This window comes from Streptomyces sp. NPDC056224 (assembly GCF_042267665.1).
Classification (GTDB): Bacteria; Actinomycetota; Actinomycetes; order Streptomycetales; family Streptomycetaceae; genus Streptomyces.
Window position 1 is genome coordinate 1 of the sequence record NZ_JBHJTK010000065.1, and the last position, 18,638, is coordinate 18,638.

The 18,638-nt window shown below is 72.5% G+C and carries 17 protein-coding genes and 1 pseudogene; 4 read left to right on the forward strand and 14 right to left on the reverse strand.

Translation table 11 applies throughout. From position 1 onward, the window contains the following. Both ACFCZ1_RS36135 and ACFCZ1_RS36140 read right to left on the reverse strand, forming a co-directional pair. Nucleotides 1-328: carboxyl transferase domain-containing protein (locus tag ACFCZ1_RS36135; protein WP_376682536.1), on the reverse strand; the 328-nt coding region annotated here is incomplete at its 3' end. Nucleotides 329-510: 182 nt separating this feature from the next. Then, a complete protein-coding gene (locus ACFCZ1_RS36140) occupies nucleotides 511-1,179 on the reverse strand; it encodes a DUF4097 family beta strand repeat-containing protein (RefSeq protein WP_376682537.1) in 669 nt (222 codons plus the stop codon). A gap of 223 nt (nucleotides 1,180-1,402) precedes the next feature. Here ACFCZ1_RS36140 and ACFCZ1_RS36145 point away from each other — a divergent pair, with 223 nt between their 5' ends. Beyond that, a complete protein-coding gene (locus ACFCZ1_RS36145; protein WP_376682565.1) occupies nucleotides 1,403-2,158 on the forward strand; it encodes a helix-turn-helix domain-containing protein in 756 nt (251 codons plus the stop codon). Nucleotides 2,159-2,217: 59 nt separating this feature from the next. Here ACFCZ1_RS36145 and ACFCZ1_RS36150 read toward each other — a convergent pair whose 3' ends face one another. Beyond that, the gene (locus ACFCZ1_RS36150) at nucleotides 2,218-3,405 is read right to left on the reverse strand and encodes an aminotransferase class V-fold PLP-dependent enzyme (protein WP_376682538.1); all 1,188 of its coding nucleotides are present in this window, start codon (nucleotides 3,403-3,405) and stop codon (nucleotides 2,218-2,220) included. Nucleotides 3,406-3,782: 377 nt separating this feature from the next. Here ACFCZ1_RS36150 and ACFCZ1_RS36155 point away from each other — a divergent pair, with 377 nt between their 5' ends. Beyond that, a complete protein-coding gene (locus ACFCZ1_RS36155) occupies nucleotides 3,783-3,941 on the forward strand; it encodes a hypothetical protein (protein ID WP_376682539.1) in 159 nt (52 codons plus the stop codon). A gap of 119 nt (nucleotides 3,942-4,060) precedes the next feature. After that, nucleotides 4,061-4,150 (forward strand): annotated as a pseudogene (locus tag ACFCZ1_RS36160) (hypothetical protein); the annotation flags it as partial. A gap of 131 nt (nucleotides 4,151-4,281) precedes the next feature. Here the strand turns inward: ACFCZ1_RS36160 and ACFCZ1_RS36165 are convergent. From ACFCZ1_RS36165 to ACFCZ1_RS36180, 4 genes are all read right to left on the reverse strand, one after another. Continuing rightward, nucleotides 4,282-6,330, reverse strand: coding sequence for a condensation domain-containing protein (locus tag ACFCZ1_RS36165; RefSeq protein ID WP_376682540.1), 2,049 nt, complete (start codon nucleotides 6,328-6,330; stop codon nucleotides 4,282-4,284). 128 nt (nucleotides 6,331-6,458) lie between these two features. Then, nucleotides 6,459-7,379 (reverse strand): 4'-phosphopantetheinyl transferase family protein, encoded by a 921-nt coding sequence (locus ACFCZ1_RS36170; RefSeq protein WP_376682541.1) that lies wholly within the window; start codon nucleotides 7,377-7,379, stop codon nucleotides 6,459-6,461. A 20-nt stretch (nucleotides 7,380-7,399) separates the two neighbouring features. After that, nucleotides 7,400-8,362, reverse strand: a complete 963-nt coding sequence (locus tag ACFCZ1_RS36175) for an SRPBCC family protein (protein ID WP_376682542.1) — start codon at nucleotides 8,360-8,362, stop codon at nucleotides 7,400-7,402. A 66-nt stretch (nucleotides 8,363-8,428) separates the two neighbouring features. Then, on the reverse strand, nucleotides 8,429-9,667 hold the full coding sequence (locus ACFCZ1_RS36180; RefSeq protein WP_376682543.1) for a tetratricopeptide repeat protein: 1,239 nt from the start codon (nucleotides 9,665-9,667) through the stop codon (nucleotides 8,429-8,431). Between the two features lie 453 nt (nucleotides 9,668-10,120). Between ACFCZ1_RS36180 and ACFCZ1_RS36185 the strand changes: the two genes are divergently transcribed. After that, a complete protein-coding gene (locus tag ACFCZ1_RS36185; protein ID WP_376682544.1) occupies nucleotides 10,121-10,669 on the forward strand; it encodes a flavoprotein in 549 nt (182 codons plus the stop codon). Between the two features lie 33 nt (nucleotides 10,670-10,702). On the opposite strand, the gene ACFCZ1_RS36190 is transcribed toward ACFCZ1_RS36185, so the two are convergent. From ACFCZ1_RS36190 to ACFCZ1_RS36220, 7 genes are all read right to left on the reverse strand, one after another. Next, complete coding sequence (locus tag ACFCZ1_RS36190) at nucleotides 10,703-11,857, reverse strand: epoxide hydrolase family protein (protein WP_376682545.1); 1,155 nt, start codon at nucleotides 11,855-11,857, stop codon at nucleotides 10,703-10,705. 230 nt (nucleotides 11,858-12,087) lie between these two features. Beyond that, entirely contained in the window at nucleotides 12,088-12,918 is an 831-nt protein-coding gene (locus ACFCZ1_RS36195; protein WP_376682546.1) for a BTAD domain-containing putative transcriptional regulator, read from the reverse strand. A 590-nt stretch (nucleotides 12,919-13,508) separates the two neighbouring features. After that, nucleotides 13,509-14,264 (reverse strand): ScbR family autoregulator-binding transcription factor, encoded by a 756-nt coding sequence (locus tag ACFCZ1_RS36200; protein ID WP_376682547.1) that lies wholly within the window; start codon nucleotides 14,262-14,264, stop codon nucleotides 13,509-13,511. 60 nt (nucleotides 14,265-14,324) lie between these two features. After that, on the reverse strand, nucleotides 14,325-15,170 hold the full coding sequence (locus ACFCZ1_RS36205) for a BTAD domain-containing putative transcriptional regulator (RefSeq protein WP_376682548.1): 846 nt from the start codon (nucleotides 15,168-15,170) through the stop codon (nucleotides 14,325-14,327). A 335-nt stretch (nucleotides 15,171-15,505) separates the two neighbouring features. After that, a complete protein-coding gene (locus ACFCZ1_RS36210; protein ID WP_376682549.1) occupies nucleotides 15,506-16,174 on the reverse strand; it encodes a ScbR family autoregulator-binding transcription factor in 669 nt (222 codons plus the stop codon). Nucleotides 16,175-16,361: 187 nt separating this feature from the next. Then, nucleotides 16,362-17,042, reverse strand: coding sequence for a ScbR family autoregulator-binding transcription factor (locus ACFCZ1_RS36215; RefSeq protein ID WP_376682550.1), 681 nt, complete (start codon nucleotides 17,040-17,042; stop codon nucleotides 16,362-16,364). A gap of 149 nt (nucleotides 17,043-17,191) precedes the next feature. Then, the gene (locus ACFCZ1_RS36220; RefSeq protein WP_376682551.1) at nucleotides 17,192-18,445 is read right to left on the reverse strand and encodes a cytochrome P450; all 1,254 of its coding nucleotides are present in this window, start codon (nucleotides 18,443-18,445) and stop codon (nucleotides 17,192-17,194) included. Between the last annotated feature and the right edge of the window lie 193 nt (nucleotides 18,446-18,638).

The following is an 18,638-nucleotide window of genomic DNA, read 5'->3' on the forward strand; positions in this document are numbered from 1 at the left end:
GCGCGCCGCCGAAGATGCGGAAGTCGTGCGCGTACACGAAGACCGTGCGGCCCTCGACCGTGCCCCAGCCGGTGATGACACCGTCGGTGTAGGGCCGCTTGTGCTCCAGTCCGAAGCCCGTCGCGCGGTGCCGGCGCAGGGCCTCGATCTCGTGGAACGAGCCCTCGTCGAGCAGCAGGCCGATCCGCTCGCGCGCGGTGAGCTTGCCCTTGGCGTGCTGCCGCTCGGTGGCCCGTTCGTCCGGGCCGGCAACCGCCCGGGCCTTGATGCCGGCCAGTTCCGCCGCACGGTCCAGGGCCCGTACGGGTGGCGTGTCGCTGATGGTCATGTGGCTCCTCCAAGACTGAAGGCCGGAATACGGCCACCGTCGCGCGCGAGGCTCAAGAGGCCGTGGAAGGCCGCTCGAATCGGCACGCCGGCCGGCCGGCCGACCCTCCTCCCGGCCGGATCACGGCAGGGACCGTTGCGCAGGCCCCGTGCTCCTCGGCGACTGCGGTCAGAGGCTGCGGGTCAGAGGCTGTGGGCGGTGATGTCGCCGTAGGCGGTGGTCGCGTGGATGTCGAGCCGGGCGGCGCCGTCGGTGTTCTTGAGCGCGTTGTGGATGCGGCCGTGGGAGGTGCCGGCGTCCAGGGTGGCAACGACTCCGCGGGCGGCGCCGACCGAGATCTCACCGGCCTCGGTGCGCAGCGTGACCGTGCCGCGCATTGCCTCGGCGATGCGGAGGTCGCCCTTCTGGGTGCTGATCCGGGCCGGGCCGCCGAGGCGGCCGACCGAGACGTCGCCGGCCTGGAGGGTCAGGCGGGCGCCATCGGTCTCGTCGAGCTTGACCGTGGCCTGCGCGCCCTCGAAGACGACGTCGCCGAGCCGTCCCACGCCCCGGAGCTCGGCGCTGGCCGCCTTCGCCTCGACGCGGGACCCGGCGGGCAGCCGGACGGTCACCTCGACGGATCCGGAGCTGCCCAGGATCCGGTGTGCCGCCGCCGGGGCCCCGATCCGCAGGACACCGCCGGCGTATCCGACCTCGATGCGCTCCGCCGCCTTCACGTCACGGCCCTTCGAGGCGTCCGCGGGCAGGACCTCGACCGTGGTGTCCGCCCGGTCCGCGGCGATGAAGCGGATACGTCCCGCCGGGATGTCGACGACGGCGGAAACCGGAGCGGGGGTGTCGAACTTCTGCATCGTGGTGTTCCTTTGACTCGTCATTTCGGTTGAAGGAAAAGCTACGTTGCATTCAAAGATCCTTCAACACATTCGTTGCGTCGAACCATCATCAGCGCAGCTCAGAGCCGTGAAATCGTTGCAACAGTTCTCAAAATTAACGCAACGACCAACCCGCTCACGTTGCAATGAACTGAAGGTGAACGCTATAGTGGACGCACCAAGGACCACGAAGGAGACCGCGATGCCGGGAGGCAGGCTCACCCAGCAGGAACGTCAGCAGATCGCGCTGGGACTGGCCGACGGCCTCGCCTACGCGGAGATCGCCCGACGCCTCGACCGCCCCACCTCGACCGTCACACGCGAGGTCATGCGCAACGGCGGCCCCACCGGCTACCGCGCCGACCTGGCCCACCGCGCCACCGAACGTCGCGCCCACCGGCGCAGGCAGACCGCACCCCGGGAGCCGCAGGCGCCCGAGCGGGCCCACGGACGCGACCCCGAGGCCGTGCGCGAGTACGAGGAGACGTACACCACCGTCCTCATGGCGTCGGGCATGCCCAAGATGACGGCCCGGGTGATGGCCTGCCTCACCCTCACCGACGCCGGCAGCCTCACCGCGGCCGAACTCGTCCAGCGCCTCCAGGTCAGCCCGGCGTCCATCTCCAAGGCCATCACGTTCCTCGAGAGCCAGGGCCTCGTCCGCCGGGAACGCGACGAACGCCGCCGCGAGCGCTACGTCGTGGACGACGACGTCTGGTACCAGTCGATGATGGCCAGCGCCCGCGCCACCGCCCAGCTCGCCGAGATCGCACGGCAGGGCGTCGGCATCCTCGTCCCCCAGACCCCGGCCGCCACCCGCCTCGAAAACATCGCCCGCTTCGTCGACTTCGTCAGCGAGAGCATCACCCGCGCCGCGGAGCAGGCCCGCGAGGTCCTCCACACGAAACCCGAAGCGACCTCAGGCGGCACTGCCTCGCCGAGCTCGGATCGCGGATAGGGGGTTCCGGCGCGGGTGCCCCGCGCGGTCGCGCGGATCCCGGCCCGGGACGCCCCGGGTCATGTCGTCGGGCACAGGGTCAGGTGCCCTCGGCCGGCCGGGGGCCGGGCACAGCGGGCCGCTCCCGAGCTTCCGGCCGCGGCGAGCGCCTCCACGGCAGGGGCGGCGGCCACCTGCCGCTCCTCCAGCAGGACTTCCCGCAGTGCCCGCCCGAAGCGGTCGACGTCCTGCTCGGTGTTGTCGTAGTGGACCGAGGCGCGGACGGCGGTGGCGCCGCCCTGCCCGGCCGGGTGGAGCGGATTCTCCTGCGCGACGGTCTTCGCGAGGACGACCCCGCGCCGGGCCAGGCCACGGCGGATCAGCGCGGCGGGAATCCCGCCGTGCCGGAAGGCCAGGATGCCTGCCTGCTCCCGTCCTGCCGCGAGCAGTTCGATGCCGGGCGTCCGCTCGACGGTGGTGCGCAGCAGGGGCAGCAGGTCCTCGTACGGCAGGGACGTGGCGGCGGTGTGGTGGGCGAGGGCCGTGTTCAGCGCGGCGACGGCGGCCGGGGCGGGCGCCTGCGCGAGACCGTCCCACACCCCGGGCTCGACGTAGGCGAACCCGGCGGCGTCCGGACCGCGGAGGAACCTCCAGCCGTCCGCGGTGAGCAGCTGGCAGCCGATGCGCGCGGCGTCGACGGGGAGTTGGCCGACGGAGTGCGAGGCGTCCACGGCGTACCGCGCCCGATGGGGGGCGAGGAGCCGGCCGACCTGTTCGACCGGGTTGACCGTTCCGCACGCCGAGGAGACGTGGACGACGGAGACGAGGGCGACGTCCTCGTCGATGTGGGACCGCATCCAGTCCAGGTCGAGGTCCCCGTCCGCGCGCAGCGGGACGACCTCCAGCCTGCAACGGGTGCGGTCGCGCAGGGCGAAGAGGGTGGTCAGGTTGTCCACGCCTTCGTGGGGGGTGGTCCAGATCCGGTCGCGGGGACCGAGGGCGATGCGGGAGACGAAGGCATCGAAGGCATCGGCCGCGCCGGCGGCCAGGACCGTGTCGCGGGCGGGGGCGCCCAGCAGGCCGCCGAGGCGTTCGTGGACCTCGGTGTGCAGGACGGCACCGAGGTGCTCCTCGAGCGCGCGGGCCCCGAAGCGGTCGTCGCGGGCCGTGCAGTCGGCCAGCACGGCGCGCACGCGCTCCGGCATCCGGCCCGTGCCCGCGGTGTCCAGGTGGGCCGTTCGTTCCCCGTGGTACGTCGGCGCGTTCATTCAGGGGCCTCCCCCCGCTGCTGGGGCCGCGGCACGTCCGCGACCCTGTTGTGCCAAGCATTGCCAATGGGCTTGGCGATACTTTGCCCACGGCCCGACGGTCCTGGCAATGCCCGCTCCGGCAAGGCTCTAGGTCGGGATTTCCTGGCAACGCCCGACAAAGTTCTGCCCGAATCCTGCCCCACTACGTTCTCTGCAGGTCAGAGCGGTTATGGAGAGCGCGAAGGGGCCCATTCAGAGGCATGTACCGGGGCTTTTTCGCGCCCGCTCCAGCCCTTCTCAAGCGGTCGACGAGCGAATTCCGAGCAGCCGTTGCCATTCTCTTGGCAGAGACATCGCCAAGAACGATCCAGACAGTTGCCACGAAGGGACACACCATGAAGAGCATCGCCCGCGTCTTCGCCATCGCCGCCCTCGTCGGCGCCGCCGCTCTCACCACGGCCGGGGTCGCCAACGCCGACGGCGGCAGCATCGACTGGCCGGTCCCCCCGACCTCGACCGTCGTCGCGGACACCGACCGGATCGACTGGCCGTAAGACCGCGGACACCCTCATGGGGTCCCGAGGACGGCATCGGCGTACGGCAGGTACGAACGCTCGTCCGCGAAGGCCCCGACCGCGCGCCACCCCCGCACGAGGGACCGGACTCGCGCATCGTGGTCGCGCTGTACCGCTCCGGCCGGCACGCGTCGGCGCTCGGCGCTCGATGCTCGATGCTCGATGCGTACCGCAGACCGCGGACCCGGCTGATCGAGGACCTGGGTGGGGAGCCCTCACCCCAGCTGCGGCGGCTGCACCGGGCCGTGCCGGCCGTCGTCCCGCAGCACGCCTCCGCGTTCGACTTCTTCGCGGCGTACGGCCCCGGCCCGTCCGCGGGTCAGGCGCGCCCCGCCCGCAGCGCCGTGAGGCCCCGGACCATCGCGTCCGCGCTGCCCTCGGGGCCGCCGAGCCCTGCCATGACGACGCTCACCGCGAACCCCGTTCCGTGCCCGGCCCCCTGCGCGAGACCCCGCGCGAGGTCGTACGCCGTCGCCGCGGCGGGCCCGCACCCGCACAGCACCAGCCGCCTGCCGGCGGTCAGCGCGTCGGTGAGTTCGGCGGGCACCACCGCGCCCGGCGAGCCGTCCAGATCCAGCGCCACGATCGTCTCGGGGCCCTGGTGGCCGCGGATGAACAGTGCGTGCACTCCCTCCACCACCCCCGGGACCGTGACCAGGCAGATCACGTCCGCCGAAGGCGCCCCCCTGCGCGGCGTGGTCAGCCTGGTACGCCGGGGCTCGGGCAGACGGCGGCTCATGGAGGGGACTTCGACATCCGCCAGCAGGTCCAGCGCCTGGCTGACGGTGGGGTCCGGGTCCGGCAGTTCGGCCAGAGTCCGCAGCAGGCCGACGCACTGGTCCAGGGTGGCGCAGGCGTCCGCGTCGGCCAGGACCGCCCGGTCGTACACGGCGTCGAGCACCAGCGCGCCGCCGCCGCTCTCGTGCCGGGCGACGACCGTGAGGGGCAGGCCGGTTCCGGCTCCGACGGTGCGCGGCTCGTCCACGTCGATGCCCTGCGCCTCCAGTTCGCCGCGCAGCTCGGGCGGCAGGCCGGCCGGGCTGTCGAAGGAGACGAGTGTGTCGGTGAGCCGCTCGTCCTCGCCGCGGCCGGTCCACTCGCGGATCCGGTCGCCGCAGACCCAGGGGTAGGCCGCCATGTCCAGCAGGGCGTCGCGCGCCTGCTGCAGCAAGCCGGCCAGCGGCGCCGCCGGATCCACCCGCACCGTCATAGGCAGCGGGCTGCCGAGCAGCCCGGGGATGCCGGCGGCCCCCGGCGCCGCGTTGTCCCGGGCGGAGAGCTGGACGCCGAACGTCACCGGCAGCGCGCCCCCGGTGCCTGCCGCCCGGTACAGCAGCAGCGCCCACGCCACGTGCAGGGCGCTGCTTTCGCCGACACCCTGGGCCGCGGCCCAGGCCCGCAGCCGGGAGCCGTACGGCTCGGCAAGGCGCCGGCGCAGGCGTCCGGCGCCGCTCTGGCGGGTGTCGCCGCCGCGGCGCCCCACCGCCGTCGCGGCACGCCGCGGGGGCGCGGTGCGCGCCCACAGTTCCCGGGCGCCCTCGCTGCTCTGCCGGGCCAGCCAGCGGGCGTGGTCCCGCAGGTCGGGGCGGCGCTCACCACCGGGCAGCGCGCCTCCAGCCAGGTAGGCGCGGTAAAACTCGCGCAGCAGGACATGGACGCTGCGCTCGTCGAACAGGGCGCGGTGACAGGTCAGCAGTACCCGTACCGGCGCCCCCGGTTCCCCCTCCAGCAGGGTCAGGCGCAGCAGCGGCGGGCGGTGGAGGGGGAAGCCGTGCCGCCGGTCCCGTTCGAGGAGGTCCTCCCAGCCGATGTCACCGCGGGTGTGGTGGACGATCGCGACGTCGGCGCGCGGGTGCAGCACGAGCCGTGACACCGCCGTCCAGTCGAAGGCGGCCCGCAGGACCGACTCCCGCTCGCAGACGGACTGCCAGGCCGCGCGGAAGCGGGCCAGGTCCAGGGGACCCGACCAGTTCCAGTGGATCTGTTCCAGGTACCGGTCCGGCCCGTCGGGGCGCGTGAGGGCCTCGTGGAGCAGCTCGCGCTGATACCCGGTCAGGGCGATCGGCTCTCCGGCGCCCGGATACGGGCCCAGCAGGTCGGCCAGCAGCTCGGCGCTCAGCGACGCGGGGCCGGGCGTGGCGGTGTCCGGAAGCAGGCGCAGGGTGTGCCGGCCCGGCCCGTGGCACTCCAGGGTGACCTGGAAGCGGCGGTGCCGCCCGGCGATCCACGCGGCGAACAGCTCGGCGTCCGCGTCGTCGCCCGGGCCGTGCACACCGAGGACGAGCGCGGAGCGGGGCGCGCTGCGGCCCACCTCGTGCACCACCGCGAGGACCGGTCCCGGCCCGTCCGCGGCATCGCGGCCGGTCACCCGCTGCGCCGGATGCCGTCAGCCGCCTGCGGGTGAGCCCGGCGCGGCCCCTCAGCCCTCGACACGGACGCGGACACGGAACAGCGGCGACGACGGTGCGAACCGTACTGCGGCGGGTTCCCTTGCGTTCACGGCGTCCGCCTTCCCTCGCCCCGGCCGGAGGTCACCGGTCGCAGGAAGCGTAGTTGGCCCTGGGGCCGGGGGCCCCTTTCCTCGAGCGGGCCTGCAGCGCTGCGCGAACCGGTATCCACCGCCACACCCCGCGCGCCCGGGCCGGCGGGTCGCCGCCGGTGGGCCGCGCTCACCAGATAGCGGTCCTGGACGAGATGGGTGGCGAAACTCCACTCCCCGGCCTCGGCCCCTTCGTCCGGTGCGTCGGCCAGGACGACACGCCCCCGGCTGTCCTCGCCGAACCCGAAGGTGGAGAAGCGGCGTCGCCGCCCGTGCCCGTGGGCCTTGGTGTATGCCTCCTTCAGGGTCCACAACCGCAGCAGCCGGGCCCTGCGTTCGCCCTCGGGCAGTGCGGCCAGTACGTCGTCCTCCTCCGCGGTGCACACACGGCCGCGCAGCAGCTCGAAGGAGACGTCCCGGTCGACGGGCTCGGCGTCCACGCCGATCGGCCCGGTGCGGCTGACGCCGACCACGATCAGCTCATCGGTGTGCGCCAGGCTCACGTCCAGGTCCACGTCCACGTCCTCGCCGAGCCCGCGCAGTACGGGACGCCCGCCCGGCCGGTAGCCCAGGTCCAGGGTGTGCGCGGGTACGTTCAGGGCTGCGGCGGCGGCGTACTTCATGACGAAGCGCGAGGCGGCGAACCGCATCCGCCCGGCCGCCGCCGGCGTCTGCCGGTAGCGCGGCCAGTCGTCCCCGAGCATGGAGCGCAGCGCGGGGTCGAGGAGCAGTGGGGTCAGCCACTGGCCCCACGTCGTGCAGACGAGAGTCCGGCCCACGTCGTCGAGGCGGTCGCTCACCTCGTCCCAGGACCCCTCCGGGCCGGGAACGTGCAGGGGCGCGTCGAACGGCTCCGGACCGGGCCGGGTGGGGTCCATCCACGGCCTCCTTCCCGTACTCATCGCAGACGGCGCACAGTGCTCTGTGCGTGCCATTTGGCCAGGCGCAGCGTCTCCGTACTCGCCCGCCCCAGCCACGTGCGCACGTACCGGCGGGCCTCGGCGAGGCAGGTTCCCGGGCCGAGGACCTCCTCGACGGCTTCTTCCCGCAGCATGACCTGCTGGGCGCAGACGACCCGTACGCCGCCCTGGTCCGGTACCAGGGACCATTCGCCGCTGTGCGCGGCGATCAGCGCCGGCGTCACCAGCTCCTTGTAGACGATCCGTGCGGCCGAGGGGAAACACAGCCGCACCACCCGTGTGGTGACCGTCCCGCCGCCGGGGGCGGCGCAGGTGTCCACGGAGGCCACCTGCACGCCGGGGACGTCCTCGATCACGCTGGCCGACTCCACGTGCGGGACGCGCTCCGGCCAGTCCTCGATGCGGTGGAGGAAGTCGTAGACCAGCTCGGCGGGGCCGTCGACGTGCACGCTGTCCTCGAAGGACAGCAGCAGTTCGTCCAGGCGGTCCCAGCGCTCGGCGATCGCCTTGACGTGGGCGAGCCGCTCGGCCGGCTCCGCCTGCCACTCGTGGCGGCTGCGGGCGGTCTCGGCGGCGGGCAGGCCCTCGAGGGTGCGTTCCTGGCGAAGCGTCAGCAGGGACCGGGCGTCACCCCGCTCCCGGACCGTCCAGGTGCCGGTCGTGGGCGCGCCCGGCCGGGCGGTGTCCTCCTGCTCGAACTCGACGGACCTCGACTGCGGGTGCAACACCCGGCGTACGTGGAAGGAACGGACCCGCTCGTCCGCCACGTCCCAGAGCCGCAGCCGTTCCCGGACGCCGTCGAAGTCCATTCGCTCGACGTGTACGGGCGGGGGCAGCAGGAGGGGCCAGCGGACGGCGTCGGCCAGCAGTCCGTAGACCACACCGGCCGGGGCGGCCACGCACGCCGTCTGCTCGCTCGCGTGCACGCGCTGCGACGACACGAGACGACCTCCCCTCATCGTTGGTGCCGATGTGCTCAAGGCTGCACCAGGGGACTCGAGCCTTCCTCAACCCCCGACGGCGGAGGCCTGGCCGGCCTGGTGGCCGGCCTGGGTCAGCGCATCGGCCAGCACCCGCCAGATCTCGGCGGCGAGGTCGATGTTGGCGTCCTCCTGAGCCTGCTGGGCGAGGGCGCGCAGGCCCTGCATCCCGGCGGGGTCGCCGCCGAGGATGAGGAGCTGGTACCGCAGCATCTCCAGCCGTACCCGGCCGCGGTGCGTCATCCTCGGCTGATCGGCGGCCAGCGCGCCGAGCTGGGCCCGCGCTTCGTCGTAGCGGCCGGTGGCGAAGGCGAGATCGGCCTTCAGGGCGGTCAGGTCCTGCCGCAGGGTCGGTGTGCCCACGAAGGCGAGGGCGGCCTCGGCCTCGTCGGCCCGAAGCTGTGCCTGCTCCGGGTCGACCGGCAGTTTCTGCAGGTGCAGCCGGGCAGTGGCCAGGCGCAGCCGGATCCACAGGATCAGGTCCTCCTGGCTGCTGAAACGGTCGAGTGCCTCGTCCAGGCACGCCTGCGCACCCGGGTAGTCGCCCTGGCGCATGCGGACGGCGGCAACCGTCCACATGGCCTCGGCCCACAGCGCGTCGGTGCGGCCCCCGACGAGGGCCGTCAGCTCGTCCGCGTGCATGCGCGCTTCGCCCATCCGGCCCGCCTCGGCCTGTACGGAGATGAGCGCCAGCAGGGCGGTCGCCCGGTCCTCCACGCCCAACTCCTCGCCCAGCGCGATCCGGTGGGCGTCGACGGCCGCGTCCAGGGCCGGGGTGATCTCACCGATGGAGCGCAGGCAGCGGGCGAGCCGGGTCAGACCGCGCACGCGCAGCTCGCTGACGCCCGCTTCCTCGCCGAGCGCGACCAGCTGGGTGAGCCGGTCCCGCTCCACCGTGAGGTCACCCTGGATGCGGGCGGCCTGGGCGAGGAGCCACAGCGCCTGCCAGCGCAGTACGGGGCTCTCGTGGCCCTCGGCGGCCAGGGCGCGGCGCAGTGCTTCGATGGCGTCGGGGGAACCGGTGGACGCCGCGAGGGTGAGGGCGTGGGCCAGGGAGCCGGTGGCGGGCTCGTCGAAGTCGGAGACTTCCAGGCCCAGTCGGGCGGCCAGGTAGCCAACGGCCCGGTCGGTGGGCTGACGTGCCCCGGATTCCAGGCGGGAGAGGTAGCCGGTCGACATGCCCTCGCCGGCCAGCGCCGTCTGCGACAGGCCCTGGGCCATCCGGAGCTTCCGCAGGCGGTGTCCGAACGCAGGCTGTCGCAGCATGGGCATCCTTGAGGTCGTGGGCAAGGAATCTGTCGGGAACCGCCCACCGAGCGTAGGTGGCTCGCCAACGCGCGGGCAAACCTTTGCCACGCCTCCGCCGCCGGTCTCATGCGCACGTCATGCGCTCCTCGAGCGGTCCTCGACCGCATCGAGGCAGACTCTCCAGAACCCGGCCTTCACACCGGCCGACGCCCGCTCTTCTCGTATTCAGCGCCCTGGAGTCGACGATGAAGCCATCGGTGTGCGCATCCCGCGCGTCCTGGACGCCCGCCGCACGCACCGCGCCCGGGAGCGTCACCGGCCGGCCCTGCGAACCGGTCACCGGGGGGCGGCCGGACGACGACATCGGCTGGCCGAAGAGATGATCCGGCATCCGCCGTGACATCGGTCCCGGTGGACCCGACCTGCGCCCTCAAGCATGGTTGAGGGCAAGCCATATGATCATATGGCGACATGACCACGAGGACTCTCTACCTGCTCTGCTCCGCCGCACCGCCCGTCTTCGACGTGGCCCACGCGATCGAGAACGCCCAGACCCGCGGCTGGGACGTGTGCCTGGGGCTGACGCCCACCGCGGCGCACTGGCTGGCCGGGAGCCTCGACGGACTGGCCGCCCTGACCGGCCACCCCGTCCGCTGGCAGTACAAGTTGCCCGGCGAGCCCGACGTGTGGCCGACGGCCGACGCCCTGCTCTTCGCCCCGGCCACCTTCAACTCGGTCAACGCCTGGGCCCTCGGCCTCACCGACCGGTTCGCCGTCGGCGTCGCCGCCGAGGCGGCCGGCAAGGGCACCCCCGTCGTCGCCATGCCGTGCACCAATGCGGCCCTTGCGGCGCACCCCCAGTTCGAGCAGTCCCTGACCGTCCTGCGCGGCGCCGGAGTCGAACTGCTCTACGGCGAAGGCGGCTTCGTCCCCGGCCCGGCCGGCCAGGACGAGTCTGCGCACTTCCCGTGGCAGCTCGCCCTGGACACCGTGGACCGCGCCGGCACGGCCACGGTCTAGTGCTGTGGACGGGGCGCCCCCTCGCCCGTCCCCTCACCCGAGCTGCCGGAAGAACTCCCTCACGTCCCCCACCAGCAGCTCCGGCACCTCCATGGCGGGGAAGTGCCCGCCCCGGTCGTACGAGGTCCAGCGCACGACCCGGTCGGTGCGGGCGGCCACGTGCCGCAGCGGGATGAAGTTGTCCCGCGGGAAGTCGGCGAGCGCCGTCGGCGTCCGAGACACCTCGGGCGGCTGCCCCGCGTAGTCCGCGTGCGCCCGCTCGTAGTAGATCCGGGCGGCGGACCCGGCCGTCCCGGTCAACCAGTAGAGCATCACGTTGGTGAGCATCTGGTCCCGGTCGACCGGGCACCCGGGATCGCTCCACTCGGCGAATTTCTCACCGATCCAGGCCAGCAGCCCGACGGGCGAGTCGTTCAGTCCGTACGCGAGGGTCTGCGGGCGCGTCGCCTGGATGTCGGCGTACCCCTGCCGCTCGCGCGCCCACACCCGGTACCGCTCCCAGGAGGCCAGGGTCCGCTCCCGCTCGGCGGGGCTCAGGGCGGCCAGCTCCTCGGGGCGGGGCTCTGCGGTGGCCCCGCCCCCCGGCAGCAGGTTCAGATGCACCCCCACCACGTGCGCGGGCCGGATGCGCCCCAGCTCCCTCGAAACGGCGGCGCCCCAGTCACCGCCCTGGACCCCGTACGCCTCGTAGCCGAGCCGTTCCATCAGCACCCCGAAGGCCCGGGCGACGCGCTTGAACTCCCAGCCCGCCTCGGTCGTCGGCCCGGACAGTCCGAACCCGGGGATGCTCGGCAGCACCAGGTGGAAGGCGTCGGCCGGATCGCCGCCGTGCGCCCGCGGATCGGTGAGCGGGCCCGCGACCCGCTGGAACTCCACGAAGGACCCCGGCCAGCCGTGGGTCATCAGCAGCGGCCGGGCGTCCGGCTCGGGCGACCGCAGGTGCGCGAAGTGCACCCGCGCCCCGTCGATGACGGTCGTGAACTGCGGCCACGCGTTCAACCGCGCCTCGGCCGCCCGCCAGTCGTACTCCTCGCGCCAGTACCGTACGAGCTCCCGCACCTCCCCGAGCGGCATCCCGTACGCCCACCCCACGCCGGGCAGCTCATCCGGCCACCGCACCCGCCCCAGCCGCTCGTCGAGGTCGTCCAGCTCCCGCTGGTCCACTTCGAGCCGAAACGGATGCACCACTCCACCGAGGTTCTTCACATCCTGCAGGCTAGAGACCGTCCCCGACCGTCCCGCAATCCCCTGCAGGTCGGCGCACGGCGTCAGCTGCGGTACATCGCATCGCTGGGGCGCCCCCGTACCGGGCGCATGCGGGCGCTCCGGCGACGCGGTGGGGCGCCGCAGCCGGCGTCGTTCGCCCGCCGGGGATCGCGGGACGGCCCTCGGGCGCGTCCGCGGGCCGGCGCCGGAGCTCAGACGGCGTACAAGTCGAAGGTCGAGCCCCGCTTCGGCCCCGCCTGCACGTCGAGTGCCGGATCCACCGTCAGCATCGCCTGGTGCAGTCGCTGCAGCTGCGGCGACGGCTCCACGCCCAGGTCCTCGATCAGCCGGGCCCGCAGCCTGCGGTACACGTCCAGGGCCCTCGCCTGCCGCCCCGACCGGTACAGCGCCACCATGGCCTGGGAGTGCAGGCCCTCGTGCTGCGGATGCCGGGCGATCAGTTCCGTCAGCTCGGCCAGCAGTTCCGTGTGCCGTCCCAGCCGCAGATCCACGTCGATCCGCCGCTCCACGGTGACCAGCCTGCTCTCCTCCAGCCGCATCACCTCGATCTCCAGGATCGGGCCCACCCGTACGTCGACCAGCGCGGGCCCTTTCCACAGCGCGAGCGCCGCCCGCAGCACGGCCGCCGCGCCCTCGTCGTCACCGCGCTCGAAGTCGCTGTGGCCCCGGGCGACGAGGTTCTCGTACTCGTGCACGTCCACCGACTCCGGCGATATCTGCAGCAGATACCCGCCGTGCCGCGTGGCAAGGACGTCTTTCACGCCACCGGCCCCGCCCGGGCCGCCCGGCCCCATGGCCGTACCGAGCCTGCGGCGGAGCTGGAGTATGTACGTCTGCAAGGTCGTGAGCGCGCTCTGCGGCAGGTCAGTGCCCCAGAGCTCCTCCATGAGCGTGGGCACCGGCATCACCCGGCCCGGGTGCAGTGCGAGCAGCGTCAGGATCTGCCGCGGCTTGCGGGCAGACGGAACGATCGAACCCCCGTTGACCTCGGCACTCAATGGACCCAGCACCTGAATCTTCACGGTCGCCTCCGCAATTTTGTCGAGTTCCCCTCGTTATTCAGCCTTCGACGGGGGCACGGTAGCGGGGCCCTGGACAAAGTCACCGAATTCTTGAGCGCCCTTCGAGCCCCCCTCCAATGCGCCTGTTCCCGCCCTCGGGAAAGCTGCTGGATTCCCGCTGAGGGGCGATCGGAAGGACAGGTGAAGGCTCGGTCCGCGCAGAGGCGTTCCACGGTCCCGGGAACCGAACTGCGGTCGAAGCCCCAGCTCGCCGCGGTCCACCGAGGGCACGGCGTGGCACCAGACCCGACCGTGCGTGCCCGGAGAGGAGAAGGGATCGGAGGCCCGAAGAATCCCGCGGTATTCATCGGCCCGGACGAAAGAGAGCCCCGACCTTCCGGAACCCCCGAACCTCCGGAACCCCCGATCCCGCGGATCAGCCGGCCGATTCCGCCTCGCACGGGTGCGGCGCCGCGGAAATCCCCCCTGCATTCATGACGCCGCCCGTCACGATGGCTCCCGGCACGCACCCCTCGGCCCCTTCGGCGGCAGCAGCTGCGGGGTCCCCCGCACCCCGCTCCGACAGCGCCGCCCACAGCGGAACCACGACCTCACCGCTCACAGCCCGCTCCGCTCCGCACCGCGTCCGCCGCACCCCGCACCCCGTTCCCGGGGTACTCGGCGGGCTCGTCACACCGCTGCCCACCGGACAGGTCCGCCCCGGCGACGGCCCTCGCCGCCGTCCGGTACTCCCGCACCCCGTCACCGGCCACGAGACTCGGCAGCAGCACGACCCACAGGGCCTCCACCTTCCGCTGCAGCTCCCAGTGCGACATCCCGGTCCCGGACATGACCTCGATTCCGCACGCCACGGCCACGACGAGCGCCTCCGCGCTCTCCCACCCGCGGCCCGACGCCGGTACTTCGCCCGCGTCCCGCGCCGACCGGAGCAGTGTGGACACCGCCGAGATCCACATCCCGTGGAAGTCGAGGACCGCCGGCCGCGCCCCGACCGGGCCCCGCGGCGCCGGCCCACACTCCTTGGTGATCCGGAAGCTCGCCGGTATCGCCGGGTCCTCGAACAGCGTCCGCGTCAGCCAGTGCGTGGTGTCGATCAGCGCCTGCAACGGCGAGACCCCGGCCTCACGCAACAGCCGTACCCAGTCGTCCAGCAGCGCGCATCCGCGCTGCTGCACGGCCTCCGCGAGCTCGTCCTTGGAGGCGAAGTGAAAGTACAGCGCCCCCTTCGTCACCCCGGCCGCGCTCGCGATCTCGCCCAGCGTCGCGTTGGCATAGCCGTTGCGGTGGAACATCTCGGCTCCGGCGTGGACCAGCCGCCTGCGGGTCCGTTCCGACCTCTCCTGCACCGAGCCATCTCCTCTCGCCGCCGCCGACAGGGCTCCCGGGCCCCGGAGACCTCGGAGACCTCAGACCCGTACGAGCCGCTCGCCCCCCGGCACTGCGGACGCCTCGCCCACGTTGTCCGGACCCGCCATCAGGATCGAGCGCTGCAAACGCCGCAGCGCCACGGACGGCTCCAGCCCCAGCTCCCGCACGAGCGTTCCGCGCAGCCGCTGGTACACGTCCAGCGCCTCGCCGCGCCGACCCGAGCGGTGCAGGGCGAGCATGAACTGGCCGTGCAGGTTCTCGTGCGTGCGGTACCGGGTCACCAGCACCGTCAGCTCGGCCAGCAGCTCCCGGTGGCGGCCCAGCCGCAGATCGGCCTCGATCCGCTGGTCGAGCGCGCACAGCCGGGTCTCCTCCAGCCGCCGGATCTCCATGTCCAGCTGGACCCCGCCCTGTACGTCGGCGAAGGCGGGCCCGGACCACAGGGCCAGCGCCTCGCGCAGCATCCGCGCCGCGCCGGGGAAGTCACCGACGTCCATCGCGCGGTAGCCGGTGCCGGCGAGCCGGTCGAACTCCCGCACGTCGAGGGTCCCGCCGCCGCTGCTCAGCAGGTAGCCGCCGGGCAGGGTGACCAGGATGTCCTTCGCGGTCCGTACCGCGGCTCCCGACTGTGCACCGCCGCCCGCGCCCTGTTGCAAGGCGGTCGCGATGAGTGCGCGTATCTGCAGTACGTACGTCTGGAGCGTCGTCCGCGCACTGCGTGGCGGCTCGCCCGCCCACAGCTCCTCCATCAGCGCCGATACGGGTACCACCTGATCGGCATGAAGGGCCAGGAGCGCCAGGACCTGCCGGGGCTTGGGGGCGGTCGGCGTGATGGAGACTCCGTTCTCCCGCACCGCCAACGCGCCCAGTACATCGATGTCCACGCCGTACTCCCCTGTCCTTGGATGAGTCGCACAGTCAGTAGAAAACAGGACCGACGGTTTGTCAATATGAAACCGGTCGTGCCGTTTTGGAGCTCAGCAGGACTCGACCACCACTCAAGAACCGTATCGGCCTGCGCTTTTGTACGCCGCTCGGCACTCATCAGCCGACTCGGGCAGGCATTGACGGGCCCTCAGGAAGAGGCGCAGGGGGCCGTTCTCCGCGCCATAAAGAGACCAAGCGGTCTGAAATCATGTCGCGCAGCGGGGCGCGATGAGAACCGAGACCGGCAGGACGAGCACAGCCGGCACAACCGGCACAACCGTCATCAGACGGCTCAGTGCCCCGGACCGGCCTGGTTCCCCGACCCTTCCGGCATCAGTGCGCCCAGGGTCTCGCCGGCCGCGAGCCGGGGCAGCATCAGCGTCCAGAACCGGGTGACGGTGTGCGGCGCGACCCAGTCCCGCTCGCAGGCACCCAGGGCCTCCAGCCCCACGGTCGAGGCCACCACGGCACTCGCCGCATCCCGCGGGGAGACGCCCTCGGCAAGGACCCCTTCCCGTTCCCCGGCCCGTACCGTCTCCTCGACCCACAGGCGCCACTGCCGGCGCAGGTCGACCCCGCTCGTGCGGGACGCGTCCGCGCACAGCCCGAAGCCGGCCCGCACCACCACGTCCCCCGCCAGCAGGGCCATCAGCGCGTGCGTGGAGTCCACCAGCACCTGCAAGGCGTTCCCGCCCATCGCCCCCGCGGCCTCTCCCGCGGGCTCCCCCACGGCGTCGCGTCCGACGGTGATCCGCCGCAGCGCCTGCGCCGCCCGGTCCTCAACGGCCCGGGCGAGCGCGGTCTTGCTCTCGAAGTGGAAGTGCAGACCGCCGGCGCTCACGCCGGCCCGGCGGCTGATCGCCGCGATCGACGCGGTGGCGAACCCTTGCTCGGCGAACACCTCCGCGGCTGCACGCACCAGGGATTCCCGCGTGCGGGCCGCACGGTCCTGCTTGGCCATGGAGTCTCCACAAACCGCCAATGCGGTTTGGCCGGGGGGTACAAGATCTTCGCGGCCACAGTCGGTGACAGCGCCGGAGCCCGGCTCGCGTCCTACTGGAGCCGACGACCGCCGGCCCACCCGGCGACCACGCGGTTCAGGCCCGCGGGCCCCGGTCTTCCTGCCCTCGACGCCCGCTGAATCGGCCTCAGGACAACGCCGGCTCGGGCTCCCGCACCGGCCCCGCCCCGGGCCCGAGCCCCATCTCCGCGGTCACCCGCTGCCCCCGGTCGGGTGCCATGTCCAGCCTGGCGAGCACCGCCGGCGTCGCGATGCTCGGGCAGATGTGCTGGTAGACGGCCGCCACCCGCTCCTCGATGTCCCTGCGGTCGCTGAGGGTCTGCGAGTAGATCTGCGCACCCGTCCAGCAGGCGGAGAGGATCCAGGCCGTCTCGGCGGGATCCACGTGCGGCAGCAGCTCGCCCTGCTCCTTCGCCTGGGCCAGCAGGGTCCGCGTGAACTCGATCCAGCCCGGCACCGAGCCCCCGCCGAAGATCTCGCGCATCCCCGGACCCAGGGAGAGCCGGGCCCCCGCGCTGAGCATCGGCTCGTTCTTCATCCGGTACGCCAACACCATGGCGACGTCCACGAGTTCCTGCAGCTTGCTCTCCCGGTGGGGCACCCCGCCCTCGGCGAACTGCTCGTCGAGCACGCCCTGGGCGAGCTCCTGCTTGGAGGAGAAGTGGAAGTAGAGGGCACCCTTGGTGACGCCCGCCCGGGAGAGGATGTCGGCGATGGTGGCCGCGTCGTAGCCGCGCTCGTCGAAGACCGCCGCCGCCGCTTCCAAGATCGCGCGACGCGTACGTACCGCACGCTCTTGCCGTGCCACGGTGCCTCCGTAGTCCATGGGTTGGTTCCGGTCGGATCCACATACAGGATCCACCACCCCACTAAAACCAACCAGAAGGTCCGTATTTTATCAAGCGGACTACGACCAGCCCTGGCGATCACCGCGGATCCGCGCCTCGGCCTCCGCACTTAGGCAAGTCCGGCCTCCGCCCCCAGCACCACCGGCAACTCCCGCAGGCCATTGGAGATGAACGACTCCACCCGCGGCAGCTCGCCGGCCTGCGGATCCACCAGCGCCGCATCCGGGAATCGCTCGAACAACCTCCGCACGGCGATCGCGCACTCCAGCCGTGCCAGCGTCGCGCCCAGGCAGTAGTGGGTGCCGAACCCGAAGGACAGGTGCTGCCCGCGGGTCTCCCGGGTGACGTCGAACCGCTCCGCGTCCGCTCCGTGCACCGCCGGGTCCCGCCCGGCCGAGGCGAACGAGACCATGATCGGGTCGCCCTGCGGGATCACCACCCCCTCACCCATGTCTATGTCCTCAACGGCGAACCGCAGCAGCCCGTACGAGGCGGGCGACTCGACCCGCAGGGCCTCCTCGACCACGTCCTCCCAGGAGGCTCGCCCCTCCCGGACCAGCTTCAACTGGTCTGGATTGCGCAGCAGTTCGTGCAGTGCGGTGGAGATGAGGTTGACGGAGGTCTCGTACCCGGCCGTGAAGAGCAGGATCAGATTGTCGACCAGCTCCTTCTCACCGAGCCGGCCCCGCTCCCCGTCACCGTCCCGCGCGGCGATCAGCTCGCTGGTGATGTCCTCCCCCGGGTGCTTCCGCCGATGGGCGACCAGGTCGGCCATCGTGGCGTCCAGGTCCACCACGTTCCGCTGCGCGTCCTCGGCCGTGATCGTCGTGTCGAAGAACCCCTTGATGATCTTGTGGAGGGGCGCCCACAGGTGCTGCGGGATGCCGAACAGCTCGAAGACGATCCGCGTCGGCAGCTCGTGTGCGAACTCCGTCCGCAGATCCACCGCCCGGCCGGGCGGCAGCGCGGCCAGGCGGTCCAGCAGCCCGTCCACGACCTCCTCGATCCTCGGCTTCATGCCGGCGACCCGCCGCGAGGTGAAGGCCGCGGCGACCGGCTTGCGCAGCCGCGTGTGCTCGGCGCCGTAGGCGGTGATCATGTTCTGCACGGAGACCCATATGGCCAGCGGCCACTCGGCGCCGACCTCCCCGCTGATCCACGCCGGCCAGTGCCGGTACGCGTCCTTGGACACCCGCGGGTCCACCAGCAGCCTGCGTATGTCCGCGTGCCGGTTGACGGCCCAGCAGGTCACACCGCCCGGCAGCAGCACCGGCGTCGCCGGTGCCTGTTCGCGGATGCGCGCCGCCTCGGCGTGCATCTCCGCTCCGGAGACGTCGATCGTGATCGGGCACAGACGGTTCATCGCAGGGCTCTCCAGGACGGAACGGCGGCACATTGGCGACAGGGCGCATCGGACTGTCAACACCCTGCAGTAAAAACCGTCCATCCGGTTCTTGACTCACCGGCGGCGGCCCTGATTCTGGCATCGGCCCACCCCGCCTGCCAATGGTTTGCGGGGTCCGGCCGATCGCATGGCAACCCCTCAAAGCCGGCTC